Genomic DNA, 13,030 nt, shown 5'->3' with positions numbered 1-13,030 from the left:
GGATTCTCCTTGGCGAGGAACGGGATCAGGCGGGGATGAGCGGACAGGAGCTAGCGGACGGCTTTTTCAGGAGCGGTTTCCACCTCGGCGTCGGCCGGTTTGGGGATCAGGAAGGACGTGGCCAAAGCCAGGACCAGGATCACCAGACCGGCAATGATGCCGCCGTAGTAGCCTTCGGTGCCGGATCCGTCCGCTGCGGTGGTGGCGGTCTTCACAGCGTAGATCACGGCGAAGCTCAGCCCGGCACCCAGGTTGAACGCACCGGCGTTCAGGCCCGGCAGGAAGCCGGGGTTCTCCTTGGGGGAGAGTACAATCCCCAGCCCGTTGAGCATGATGTTGCCGATGCCCGCATACGTGATACCGATCAGGACTGAGACGCCCAGCAGGCCCAGCTTGGAATCGCTGCCAACCACCAGGAGCATCAGGGCCAGCGCTATGACGGAACCGATCATACCGATCCGCAGCATCTTGCCATAACCCCAGCTTGCCGCGAGGCGCCCGGCGATCGGGCCCATGACCAGCCCGGCGATGGCGTACGGGGTGAGTGTCCACCACGCTGAATCTTCGGCGCCCAGACCAAAGCCGATCACGCCGTCCTGTGCCAGGGCGGGAATGATGCCGTTCATGACGGCGAAGACGCCGGTCATCGTCAGCAGGGTGGTCAGCAGCAGGGACCAGGTGGAGCGCTGCTTCAGCAGGTGGGTGGCCACCAGCGGGTGGGTGCTGCGGTTTTCCACCTTCCAGAACACCGTGAACGCAACCACGGAGATCACGATCAGCCCGATGACCAGGGGCCAGTTGGCGGCGGCCAGCTTGCCGGCCTCGTTGAAGGCCGTGAGCAGGGTGCCCACCGAGATGACCAGGGGAACCACGCCCACCCAGTCCATCTTTTCCTTTTTCGCGGCGGTGGATTCGGGGGCCAGGGCAAACAGCAATACGGAGGCCACTGCACCAACGGCGGCCATGGCCCAGAAGACTGAGGCGAAACCGTGGTTCTGGGCCAGGTAACCGCCGGCCAGGGCATCAACGCCGGCAATGCCGCCGTTGACCGCGGTCACCACACCCATCAGGGTGCCGTAGAGCTTTGGTTCCCGGATTTCCACGCGGAGCATGATCAGGGCCAGCGGAACTACAGGGCCGGAAACGCCCTGGATCAGCCGGGCGAGGAACAGCACTTCGATGTTCGGTGCCAGAGCGGCCACTAAGGAACCGATGGTCAAAACCACCAGCATGCCGCCAAGGACCTTCTTGCGGCCGATGATGTCACCGAGGCGGGGGAGGAACAGGGAGAAAAGGGCTGCAGAGGTGAAGAACGCGGTCTGGCTCAGGCCCACAGCCGCAGAAGTGGTGTTCAGTTCCTCTTCAATGGTGACCAGGGCGGGGGAGAGCATCGAAGCGTTCAGCTGGAACGCCACACAGGCGGCCAGCAGGGCCGTCATGAGGACGGCAACATTTACGCGGCGCTGAGTTGTTTCGCTCACAGGTCCACCTCGCCGATGCGCTCCAGAGCATCCACAACCAGATCCCAGAACTTCTGGTGATCCAGGTCAACGGCCACAGAGGTGTTGCAGTCCGCGGGCGCCGGTGCACGGAAATCCGCCACCGTCATGCCCAGGGTCAGGGAACCGGTCAGCTCCACGTCCAGCGGAACCCGCTGGGTGGTCATGACCGAGCGGTCGATGACATAGGCCACGGCGCAGGGATCGTGGACGGGCGGGAAATCGAAGCCCTGCGCGTCCTTGTACGTCTGGCCGAAGAATTCGAGCAACTCGCCCACAAACTTGGCCGGCTTGGTGCCCACCGCGGCGATGCGGTTGGCCACCTCGTCCGTGGCCAGGGCCTGATGAGTGAGGTCCAATCCCACCATGGTCAGCGGCCACTTTTCGTTGAACACAATGTGCGCTGCTTCGGGGTCAATCTTGATGTTGAACTCGGCCACTGCCGACCAGTTGCCCACGTGGTAACCGCCGCCCATCAGGACAACTTCCTTCACGCGCTCGGCGATGCGCGGTTCCTTGCGGACCGCCAGGGCAATGTTGGTCAGGCCGCCGGTGGGAACGAGGGTGATGGTTCCGGGGTCATGGGCCATCACCGTGTCGATGATGAGGTCCACGGCATGGCGCGGATCCAGCTCGATGGCCGGCTCCGGCAACTCGGGGCCGTCCATGCCGGACTCGCCGTGGATGTCGGGAGCGTTTTCAATGGTGCGGACCAGGGGTCGCGGGCTGCCGGCAGCGAAGGGAACGCCTGTGATATTTGCAACACGGGCAATTGCCAGCGCGTTGCGCGTCACCTTCTCAAGCGTCTGGTTTCCGACGACGGTGGTCACCGCCAGGAGGTCGATCTCCGGGCTGCCGTGTGCCAGCAGCAGGGCGACCGCATCATCGTGGCCGGGATCGCAGTCCAGGATGATTTTGTGGGGCATTGCATCTCCGCTTCGTTGAGGTTACAGCTAGGACCGTGGTCCCGATGGTGCAGTGCCCCGTCAGAACAACCCGTGTTTGCAGGCCGCAGCGTGCGGGATGCGGGCGGGGGCCACGACGGAGTGCTGCGCACTGCGGTACGGGTTCGGGCGAGGCCGGAAGACGGTTCGAAGGGCGGCAGCACTTTTCCCCGGAAGGGGCGGGCACTGCATTTAAAGATAGCGGCGTTTTTGGGCCCGTATTTCCCTCTGTTGCTGACGACGGCACTGCTGTCCGCACTGATTTGCGTCCGGCAGGGTAGACGCTTAACCTATGCGCCGCGGCCCCCGTGGTCCCGACGGATTGTCCGGACCGCGGCGCAGTCAGGCCTTAGCGACGTGCAGGTTCCTCCTGAGTCTGCACGTCCGTTTCTATGGACCTTTCAGCGTTCGCACTAACGTGGGCGCCGGCCGGTTTGGGGATCAGGAAGGACGCGGCCAGGGCCAGGACCAGGATCACCAGACCGGCGATGATGCCGCCGTAGTAGCCTTCGGTGCCGGATCCGTCCGAGGCGGTGGTGGCAGTTTTCACAGCGTAGATCACGGCGAAGCTCAGCCCGGCGCCCAGGTTGAACGCTCCGGCGTTAAGGCCCGGCAGGAAGCCGGGGTTCTCTTTCGGGGAAAGCATCACACCCAGTCCGCTGAGCATCACGTTGCCGATGCCCGCGTACGTGATGCCGATCAGCACCGAAACGCCGAGCAGGCCCAGCTTGGAGTCGCTGCCAACCACCGGGAGCATCAGGGCCAGCGCTATGACGGAACCGATCGTGCCGATCCGCAGCATCACGCCGTACCCCCAGCCGCCCGCGAGGCGGCCGGCGAAGGGGCCGATCATCAGGCCGGCAAGGGCATACGGCGTGATGGTCCACCAGGCGGACTCTTCGGCGCCCAGACCAAAGCCGATCACGCCGTCCTGTGCCAGGGCGGGAATGATGCCGTTCATGACGGCGAAGACGCCGGTCATGGTGAGCAGGGTGGTCAGCAGCAGGGCCCACGTGGAACGCTGCTTCAACAGCCGGGTGGCTATCAAGGGGTGGGTGCTGCGGTTTTCCACCTTCCAGAACACTGTGAACGCAACCACGGAGGTCACGATCAGCCCGACCACGAGGGGCCAGTTGGCGGCCCCAAGCTTGCCGGCCTCGTTGAAGGCCGTGAGCAGGGTGCCCACCGAGATGACCAGGGGAACCACGCCCACCCAGTCCATCTTTTCTTTCTTCTCGGCCCGGGATTCGGGGACGAGGAGGATCACCAGGGCAGCAGCAAGAACACCCACAGCAGACATGGTCCAGAAGATCGAGGCGAAGCCATGGTTCTGGGCCAGGTAGCCGCCGGCGATGGCGTCAACGCCGGCGATGCCGCCGTTGACTGCCGCAATGACGCCCATCAGGGTGCCGTAGAGCTTTGGTTCCCGGATTTCCACGCGGAGCATGATCATGGACAGGGCAACCGTAGGTCCGGAAACACCTTGAATGAGCCGGGCCAGGAACAGCACTTCGATGTTCGGGGCCAGGGCAGCGAGCACGGAACCGATGGTCAAAACCACCAGCATGCCGCCAAGGACCTTCTTGCGGCCGATGATGTCACCGAGGCGGGGGAGGAACAGGGAAAAGAGAGCTGCGGAGGTGAAGAACGCCGTCTGGGTCAGGGCTACGGCCGCAGAAGTGGTGTTCAGCTCTTTCTCGATGGTGAACAGTGCAGGGGAGAGCATGGAGGCGTTCAGCTGGAACGCCATGCAGGCAGTCAGCAGCGCCGTCATCAGTGCTGCAACGTTGACGCGGCGTTGGGTTGTTTCACTCACAGGTTTGTTTCGCCAATTCATTTGGGGGGGAGTTCCACCAGATCCGGGAACTTTTGAGGGTTCAGCATTGGGGCAGCCTTTGCGGCGGCGGCAATAGAGGGGTGGACACTGCGTTAACGATATCGGGGTGCGAGCGCCGGTTTTTCTCCTGACCGGCTCCCCGGGCCGCGGCACCGGGAGCTGATTTGCCTGCAGGCAGGACCGTCTCTATCCTTCGCGTGCCGGTCTGGAATAACGGCCGGAGTGCTTCTGTTGAAGTAGATGCAAATGCATGAAAACCTGAGGAGGTCGCCGGAATGGCGGATCGCAGAATCGTAGTAGTGACGGCCGGTCTGGGCGTGCCGTCGTCCAGCCGGATGCTGGCCGATCAGTTGGGTGAGGCAGCCCGCGGGTCGCTCGAGGCGTCCGGTGCAACCGTGTCCGTCAGCACCTTTGAGCTCCGGGAATATGCCGTGGATATAGCCAACAACATGGTGGCCGGATATGCGCCGCCCAAGTTGGAGGCGCTCATTAACGAAGTTGTGGACGCCGATGTACTCGTGGCCGTGACTCCCGTCTTCACCGCGTCCATGAGTGGACTCTTCAAGTCCTTCTTCGACGTCATCGACAACACTGCCCTGGACGGCAAACCGGTGATGCTGGGAGCCACCGGAGGCAGCTCACGCCACTCCATGGTCCTGGACTTCGCAATGCGGCCGATGTTTAGCTACCTCCGGGCCCGGGTGCTTCCCACTGCCGTCTACGCCGCGCCCGAGGACTGGGGAGCCGGCGGCGCAGGGAACGGTCAGGCCGTAACAACAAGCCTGGACGCCCGGGTCCTCCGCGCAGCCTCCGAGCTCGGCGGGTTTCTTGAGGATGCCCGGCCGGAAATCCGTCCGGATGCTCCGGCCTCGTTGCCGTTTGAACAGCTGCTGGCCCAAACCAAGCGGGGGTAGTGCCCGTTCCCTTCCAGCCTTCACTCCCCGTGCAGCCGGAACTAGACTCGGCAGGAGCCGTCCCGGTATCCGGGAACCTCACCAGCCGCAGGAGCCGTCCATGGCCAAGCATGCTGAATCCGACGAATCATCCTTCGCCTCCACCGCTGCGAACCCGTTTGATCCAGGACCCTCGGATGACCCGTTCAACCCGGCAGTAGCACCGTCCATAACCGTACTTCCGGCACCCACGTCCGAAATGGTTGCTGCTGTGGCAGAGGGCGGCGGCGTTCTTGAACCCCTTTCGGACACCACTGCCGGGCTGGTACTGGCTGACGTCGTCGGCCCGGCGGAAGTTGAACAAGCCCTCGCCGGGCATCCGAACATCCGCTGGGTCCAACTTCCCCTCGCCGGGGTGGACCAGTATGACGAGGTCATGCGGGCACACCGGTTGGTCGAGTGGACCAGCGGTAAGGGCGCCTTCAAGCAGCCGGTGGGGGAGTTCGCCCTGACCCTCACCCTCGCCGTCATGCGCAGCATCCCCGTGTTTGCGCGGGCCGGCACCTGGGGACAACCCCGGGGTACGTCGCTGCACAACCGGCGGGTGGTCCTTGTGGGAGCCGGCGGGGTGGGGCAGGAAATCCTACGGTTACTGAGCGCATTCACCGAGCATGTCACGGTGGTGCGGGCCCACAACCGCCCGGTGCCGGGGGCCGAACATACGGTCACCGATGCGGGGCTGGATGCGGCGCTGGCCACGGCCGACGTCGTCATTCTTGCTGCCGCGATGACCGCCGGCACCGAGCATCTGATGGATGAACGGCGGCTGGGGCTTCTGCAGCCCGAGGCCTTCCTGATCAACATCTCCCGCGGCCCGTTGGTGGATACAGACGCCCTGGCCCGGGCGCTGGCGGCGGGGAAGCTGGCCGGCGCAGCATTGGACGTGACGGATCCCCAACCGCTGCCGGACGGGCATCCGCTCTGGGCGGAGCCGCGGGTGCTGATCACGCCGCACACCGCCGAAACTCCGGAAATGGTGGCCCCGCTCCTGGCCGGCCGCGTGCGTGACAACGTGCGCAGGCTGGCGGCCGGGCAACCCCTGGACGGCACCGTGGACGTTGACGCGGGGTACTGAACCCTGCCGCCCAGAGGGACTACTGGCGGAAAAACCTCACAATGTGCCTCCAGCCACGGCTACCGGCTACGCTCCACGAGGGCCAGCACCCGTGCGGGGCTTGCCGTGCCGCCCACGATCTTCAGCGGCGCCACAATGATCATGGCTCCGGTGGGAGGAAGCTGGGCCAGGTTCTGCAGCAGAGTGACGCCGTACTTGTTGTTGCCTAGTAGATAATAATGGGCGGGGAAGGGCGGGTCGAAGGCGCCGGCATTGCCTGCGTCGATGCCCACAGTCTCCACGCCCAGTCCTGCGATCGCCGTCTCCTCGGCCAGCCATTTGGCGCACTCGGCGGAGATTCCCGGGGTGTGCGAACCGCTGTCGTCGATGTTCAGGAAAGCGTCTGCGTCGTCGGCAAACGTATCCCAGCCCGTACGCAGAAGCAGCCAGCCGCCCGCCGGCAGGACTCCGTGCTGAGCCTCCCACGCCTGAATGTGGTCCACTTCGAGGACAAAGTCCGGATCCGCTGCCGCCTGGGCACTGAAATCAAGGACGACGGCGGGAGCCACCAGCGCCTTGAGCGGCAGTTGCGAGACGTCATCGCCGTCACGCCCCGTGATCCAGTGCGAGGGTGCATCCACGTGCGTGCCGATGTGCTCGCCGGTGTGAATATTGTGATGCTTCCAGAACGGGCCTGGATCATTGAACCCGCTGACCGTTTCGAGGCTGAAATCGATCAGATTGACGAACGGTGCCGGCAACTTCAGCGTGGGGGTTCCGCTGCTCAGCGGGGCCGTCAGGTCCACAATGTCCAGGGTGCCCCCGGCGACGGCGCTCAGCAGGGAGTTGATCAAACCGGGATCAGTGCTGTTCAAGCTCATGGTCGGGGTCCTGTCGTGGAGAGGGATCTTTGCCTGAGGATACCGCCGGGTGCCTGGGCTGCCCGTCATATGCGCGTCATATGAAGTGGCTAGCGGCGCTCGACGCGCAACGAGCGGCACTTAATCGCGAATCTCCTCGCGCACCGGCCTCAACCGCACCGGCACTCCGTCCTCCGGCACCGTCGGAAACTCGCAGCTGAACTCGCCGCGGTAGCCAAACAGGAAGCCGAAGATCGGGTTGCGCACCTGCAATTGGATGGTGAACCGCTGGCGTTCCTCGTCCCAGGACTCGTATAAGTCGGCGCTTCCATTGAGCAGCCGCGGAACGATAAACCGGAGACGTCCTTCATAAAACCGAAGCGCGGTGGACCGCAGGTGTAGGGAGCCGTCCTCGCGGACAGCCAACGCAAGATCAGTCGCCAGATGCTGATGGGTTCCCAAGTAGTCGACGACGGCGGCACGTGCCGGGCTGTAGACCATCGTGGCGTCGAACCGCCGGTGTTTGCCGGGACGGACCTCCAGGGTGCGGGCAAAGGTGACGGTGGGTCGGCCAAAGCTGTCTACGTAGGGGTAGTTCTCCACGGTGAAGGGGATATTGGCCCCCGAATCGGGGAAGAGGATGTTGCGGAAGGCGCCGAACTTCAGGAACGGCACCGTCCACCAGGCACCTCGTCGGACCTCGGCGAACACTCCGCGGCCCACGCAGGCATACCCGGCCGCAGGATCCACGCCGAAGCGGCGTTGCAACATCGGATGCAGCCGGTCAAAATCTGCGCCAAGGGCCTGTCGGAAGATGGATCCTTGGACCGGGTCGGCCGAGGCGGCCAGATCGGCCGAGGCGGCCAGGTCGGCCGGGGCGGCCAGATCGGATCCGGTGTTGCTGCGCGCTGCGCCCGCGGCACTCATGCCGGCTCCGGCAGGGTAGCCAGGTCCGAGGGCGCCCGTGAAGCCCGCCCGGCTGGCGTCCGAAGGCATCTGGCTGCCCGCGGCACACGGGGATTGGCCGGTGTGCGGACCACTACGGTGAGCACTGCTGCTCCGGTCATCAGCGCGAGGAGCGAACCGGGACGGCGCGGTCTGCCGGCCGCTGCAGCCATCAGGATGAGGGCTGCGCCCGCACCGGCAGCTCGGGCAGCGGCATCGGCCAGCCAGGCGTTACGGGCGGCGGCCGGGTCAAGGTCCTGCTCCGCCCACAGGCGCAACCGGTCGAAGCTGACGGCGGTGGCCCACCCCAGTGCGGGGCGGACGAGGGGTGCGTCGAGGAACTGCCCCAGCGCTCCCCAGCCCGGCTGATAGTTGTAGCCGGTGACGAACCGGATGCCGCCGTCGAACGGGAGGTAGCGCCAGTAGCCTGCCCCGGTTCCGATCGGCGAGAGGAGATCGGAGGTGGTGAACTTCAGTACGGAGGTGGCATGGCCCTCAGCGGAGAGCCGGGTGCCCAACGAGGTCCCGGTGCCGTGGATGGTATGCAGCGGGAGTCGAAATTCGTAGCGAAAGTGCTGCGCCTTGTTCGGGGCGCCCTCATCAACGGGCCGGATGGCAGTGAAACGCAGGTCCCAGCGGGGATGCAGCGAAGGGTCCTGACTGAGCTGCCACAGCCGGTCAAGATCTGCCCGGATCGGTATCTCCACGTAAATCTGTTGCCCGGCACTTTTCCCCATGCCGGGAGCCTAACCCACGGTGGCGGAGAATTCAGGGCGAAACGGCGGGCTCCTCCACGGAACCGTCCCAGCCAAGGTTGGTTGCCATCCGCTGCAGGACTGTCACTAGGGCGCCGTACTCCTCCTCGGAGACGTTCTCCGTGAGCTGTTCCCTGATGCGTTCCACGGCGCCGCGCAGATTCTCCAGGCTTCGGCGGCCCAGATCAGTTAACTGGTACTGGTCTTCATCGAGGGACACCCAGCCGCTTTCGCGCAGCTCCTCGATCAGCTCTGTCGAGGTGATGCTGCCTTCCACCACGGGAAAGAACGGTTTCAACGCGTCGGACAGTTGTTTTTCGGTGGCAGGGCCGTCCGTCAGGAGGTTCATCATCTGCCATTGCCGTCTGGTCACGCCGTGCTCTTCGAAACTGGCTCCGAACTGGTCATCGACCAGTTGGTCCACAAGCTTGAGCCAGAATCCGATGGGGCGTTCGTCAGTAGCCATCACCCCACTGTACAAACCAATCAGGGTTGGCGGAATGGCCCCAACTACAACCGGGCGCGCATGCCGCAGCGCGGACACGGCGACGAGCGGGCAAGGTCAACGCAGACCATGCAGGCGGGCAGGGTCTGCGTTGTCGTCCCGGAGCGGGCGGTGAGGCATGGTCTTTCCGCAATACGGCGTGGGGCGCTGCGCGTGGTGCATCGCCCGGCGCTTGCTGCCCGTCAGTCCAGCAGGGCCCTGATGTCCTCAGCGGTGAGCGCGGAGCTGAACACGGCGTCGTCGTCCATCACCGAGCTGAAGAGCTTGGCCTTCTGCTCCTTCAACGCCATCACCTTTTCCTCGATGGTTCCGCGGGCAACCATCCGGTAGACCATCACGTTGCGGGTCTGCCCGATGCGGTGCGTGCGGTCCACCGCCTGCGACTCCGCTGCCGGATTCCACCACGGATCCAGCAGGAACACATAGTCTGCCTCCGTCAGGTTCAGCCCGAATCCGCCCGCTTTGAGACTGATCAGGAACACCGGCGCCTCTCCATCCTTGAAGGAAGCGATGACCGCTCCGCGGTCCCGGGTGGAGCCGTCCAAATAGGCATAGGGGATGCCGGCGGCGTCCAGGCGGGCCGCCGCCTTCTTCAGGAACGAGGTGAACTGGCTGAAGATCAAGGCACGGTGGCCCTCGGCAGTCACATCTTCCAGCTGCTCAAAGAGGGCATCGAGCTTGGCGGAGGGCACACCGGCGTAGTCCTCATCCACCAGTGACGCATCCAGGCTGAGCATGCGCAGCAGAGTCAGTGACCTAAAGACGATCATCCGGTTTCGGTCCAAGTCCTTGATCAGGCCCATCAGCTTTTGGCGTTCGCGCTGCAGGTGCATCTCGTAGATCTTGCGGTGCTTGGGGCTCAGCTCCACCTCCAGGACCTGTTCCTGCTTCTCCGGCAGGTCCTTGGCCACGGCCTCCTTGGTGCGGCGCATCAGCAGCGGCCGGATCCGCCGGCGCAGCCGGGCCAAGAGCTTGTTGTCCTCACCGCGCTCGATGGGCCGCTGGTATTCCTCAATGAACTTCCGGGCGGACGGAAAGAGTCCCGGTGCCACGATGGCGAACAGGCTCCACAGCTCCAGCAGGTTATTCTCCATGGGGGTTCCGGTGATGGCCAGCTTGAACGGAGCATTCAGGTCACGGGCGCACTGGTGAGCCCTGGTGGTGCGGTTCTTCACGAACTGCGCTTCGTCCAGAATCAGTCCGTCCCATTCCAGGGCACGGTAGGAAGCGAAGTCCAGCCGGAAGACTGCATAGGAGGTGACAACGATGTCCGCATCCGCAGTCAGTTCTGCCAGCGGCACCTTGGACTTGGCGGTGGTGTCCCCAATAGCGACCGCACGCAGGCCCGGGGTGAAACGAGCCGCCTCGGAGAGCCAGTTAGGCACCACCGAGGTGGGGGCGACCACCAGGAACGGCCGGCGGGGTGCGGCGACGGTGCCAGCCCCTGAACTGTTGCCGCCGTCGGCAGCCGGTGTCCCGCCGTCGTTGTGCGTGGCGGCCTGTTCCCGGGCATGCGCCAGCAGGGCCAGCGTTTGGAGGGTCTTGCCCAAGCCCATGTCATCCGCCAGGATGCCGCCGAGTCCGTGTTCGAAGAGGAACGCCAGCCAGTTGAAGCCCTCAGCCTGATAGGGGCGGAGGTCCGCCTTCAACCCGGCGGGCAACGGCACCTGCGCCACGGAATCCAATTCCAGCAGCCCGGTGACCGACGCACGCCAGGCGGCCGCCTGCTCGGTTTCCTCCGCCAGCTCTTCCAGCTCGGACCAGAGCCCGGCCTGGTACCGGCTGATCGTCATTTCGCCGGTTTCCCACTCCTGCAGGCCTTCAGCCTCCTCAAGGAGCGCATGGAGCTGGGCGAATTCGGGCCGGTCCAGGGACAGGTAGGTGCGGTCCACGAGCAGCAGCTTTGTTTTGCCCTGGGACAGGGCCTTGAAAACATCGGCGAAGGGAACAAGCCGCCCTTCGACGGTGATCATGATGCCAAGGTCGAACCAGTCCCGGCGTTCGGTTTCCACCGTGGTGATCTTGAGTTCGGGCACACTCGTGAGCTCGCGGTAGGCGGGGCGCTCGCCGACGACGTCCACCCGGACGCCGTCGACCTTTTCGATCTTGGGGAGCAGATACTCGGTGAACTCGGCAGTGTCGATGCCCTGGTAGGAGCGGCTGCGGGGCACCGAGCCCAGGACTTTGCCGACGGCGGTGAGCAGGTCCGCTTCTGCAGCCACATCCCGGTAACCGGCCGCGGGATCCGCGCGGGTTCCCAGTGCAACGCGGGTGAGGTCAGTACCCTGCCTGTACTCCCATTCCCAGTCCAGGAACAGGGAATCATCCGGCTGGAAGGAGGCAGTGAGCACCAGCAGTGGCGGAGAGATCTCAGGGAATTCAACCGAGCTGTCACTGCTCGTAACGGGCAGTACCTGGCGGAGTTTGGGATAGAACTTCTCCAGGAACACCGGAGCGTCTTCCTGGGGGATCATTACCGGGGCGCTGTTCAGCAGCAGGCCCTTGTCCTGGTCTGTCAGCGGGCGGGCGGTGGGAGCCAGCGTGATGACGTTCTCCGGACTGCGCACGTAGATGCCGTGCACCGAGATCAACCCGGCGGTATCCGTGGGGTACGGTTCGCCGTCGATCTCCAGGACCGGAAGAAGCTGCAGGGGAGCCGCGGCGCCGGGAGCTGCGGCGGTGAGCTCTGCCGCACCGTCCGCGGCTCTGGAATCGCCGGCGGCCCGGACATCCAGGGACAGGGCTGCCCGGTGTCCCAGCTGGATAACGGTGTCTTTCTTGGTGCCGACAAACTGCACCCCGATGCGCTGCGCCTCTTCAAGCAGCTGCCACAGCAGCGGGTTGGAGAAGTCATCCAGGTAAAGCCACGAGTCGTTCTGGCCGAAGTAGCTCACTCCGTGGGAGCGGTGCAGGGCCGGGAACTGGGAGAACCACCGGTGCTGTTCCGGATCCAGTTTCAGCCCGTGGGTCTGGTAGGCAATGTTGCTCCAGGCCAGGTTGTTCTTGACCCAGTTGCCTTTTGGATTGCGGATCACGGGGCGGACGCCCAGCCGGAAGGAGGTGTTCCGGTGAGCGCTCCGTGGAGCCGGCGCTCCCCACCTGGCGCTGATTCCTGAGTCTGAGGTTCGGACCTCAAACTGCAGGGCCAAGGGGGTGGCCGCGGAGGCGGTGCTGCCGGTCAGCGCGCTGAGGTCGGCATCGATCAGGGTCTGGAGGGATTCCTGCCAGGCAGGCACCGGGGCTCGGCCGGGGGCTGCGGGGCGGATGAACTCCTGCCGGGCCACCAAATGGTCAGTATTGCTTTGCAGCGCCACGGCGGCAACATGCTTGCAGTCGAAGCCGACCGGGCAGCTGCAGTGGTTGTCCAGCAGCCGGTAGTCGCCCTGCCGCTTTTCCCCCAGCTGAAGCATGGTCCGGTACGGCACGGAGGAGTGTCCCCGAACCTTGGCTCGGAGCACCTCAGCCTGCGGCTCCCAGTCCAGCTCCACCACCGCCCCGCCCTTGGCGTACGTTTGACCGCGTTGGAACGCGGCTCCGCCCACGACCCGGATGATGTCCGTGACGTCGATCAGAGGCGGTGAGGTAGGCATGTTTTTATCGTCTCACGCACCTCCGACACTTCCACGATGTTGCTTCGGTCGGTCAAAACGCTGCCATCCCCTGCCGGGTGGAGCGCCC

The 13,030-nt window shown here is 64.8% G+C and carries 10 protein-coding genes; 2 read left to right on the top strand and 8 right to left on the bottom strand.

Annotation, left to right across the window (positions count from 1 at the left end):
• Positions 1–50: 50 nt before the first annotated feature.
• The 3 genes from uriT (ABIB35_RS11400) to uriT (ABIB35_RS11390) form a co-directional block, all read right to left on the bottom strand.
• Positions 51–1,481: a uridine transporter UriT gene (uriT, locus tag ABIB35_RS11400; RefSeq protein WP_502915777.1), complete on the bottom strand. Its 1,431-nt coding sequence runs from the start codon at positions 1,479–1,481 to the stop codon at positions 51–53.
• A complete protein-coding gene (uriH, locus tag ABIB35_RS11395; protein WP_354181465.1) occupies positions 1,478–2,425 on the bottom strand; it encodes a uridine-preferring nucleoside hydrolase UriH in 948 nt (315 codons plus the stop codon). Before uriH ends, uriT (ABIB35_RS11400) begins: the two co-directional genes overlap by 4 nt.
• Positions 2,426–2,792: 367 nt before the next feature.
• Positions 2,793–4,259 (bottom strand): uridine transporter UriT, encoded by a 1,467-nt coding sequence (gene uriT, locus ABIB35_RS11390; protein WP_354181463.1) that lies wholly within the window; start codon positions 4,257–4,259, stop codon positions 2,793–2,795.
• A 296-nt stretch (positions 4,260–4,555) separates the two neighbouring features.
• On the opposite strand from uriT (ABIB35_RS11390), the gene ABIB35_RS11385 reads away from it, so the two are divergent.
• Both ABIB35_RS11385 and ABIB35_RS11380 read left to right on the top strand, forming a co-directional pair.
• A complete protein-coding gene (locus ABIB35_RS11385; protein WP_354181461.1) occupies positions 4,556–5,194 on the top strand; it encodes a CE1759 family FMN reductase in 639 nt (212 codons plus the stop codon).
• Positions 5,195–5,294: 100 nt separating this feature from the next.
• Positions 5,295–6,308 (top strand): NAD(P)-dependent oxidoreductase, encoded by a 1,014-nt coding sequence (locus ABIB35_RS11380; RefSeq protein WP_354181460.1) that lies wholly within the window; start codon positions 5,295–5,297, stop codon positions 6,306–6,308.
• A gap of 59 nt (positions 6,309–6,367) precedes the next feature.
• On the opposite strand, the gene ABIB35_RS11375 is transcribed toward ABIB35_RS11380, so the two are convergent.
• The 5 genes from ABIB35_RS11375 to ABIB35_RS11355 all read right to left on the bottom strand — a co-directional run bounded on the left by ABIB35_RS11375 (position 6,368) and on the right by ABIB35_RS11355 (position 12,942).
• Positions 6,368–7,168 (bottom strand): cyclase family protein, encoded by an 801-nt coding sequence (locus tag ABIB35_RS11375; protein WP_354181458.1) that lies wholly within the window; start codon positions 7,166–7,168, stop codon positions 6,368–6,370.
• Between the two features lie 120 nt (positions 7,169–7,288).
• On the bottom strand, positions 7,289–8,074 hold the full coding sequence (locus ABIB35_RS11370; RefSeq protein WP_354181457.1) for a DUF4166 domain-containing protein: 786 nt from the start codon (positions 8,072–8,074) through the stop codon (positions 7,289–7,291).
• Entirely contained in the window at positions 8,071–8,829 is a 759-nt protein-coding gene (locus ABIB35_RS11365) for a hypothetical protein (RefSeq protein WP_354181455.1), read from the bottom strand. The genes ABIB35_RS11370 and ABIB35_RS11365 overlap by 4 nt, the downstream gene beginning before the upstream one ends.
• A 31-nt stretch (positions 8,830–8,860) precedes the next feature.
• On the bottom strand, positions 8,861–9,313 hold the full coding sequence (locus ABIB35_RS11360; protein ID WP_354181453.1) for a MarR family winged helix-turn-helix transcriptional regulator: 453 nt from the start codon (positions 9,311–9,313) through the stop codon (positions 8,861–8,863).
• A gap of 221 nt (positions 9,314–9,534) precedes the next feature.
• A complete protein-coding gene (locus tag ABIB35_RS11355; RefSeq protein ID WP_354181451.1) occupies positions 9,535–12,942 on the bottom strand; it encodes a DEAD/DEAH box helicase in 3,408 nt (1,135 codons plus the stop codon).
• Between the last annotated feature and the right edge of the window lie 88 nt (positions 12,943–13,030).

Source organism: Arthrobacter sp. UYP6 (genome assembly GCF_040547315.1).
Lineage (GTDB): Bacteria > Actinomycetota > Actinomycetes > Actinomycetales > Micrococcaceae > Arthrobacter_B.
The sequence above is the reverse complement of the archived record's forward strand: the minus strand, read 5'-3'. Positions and strand labels throughout refer to the sequence as shown.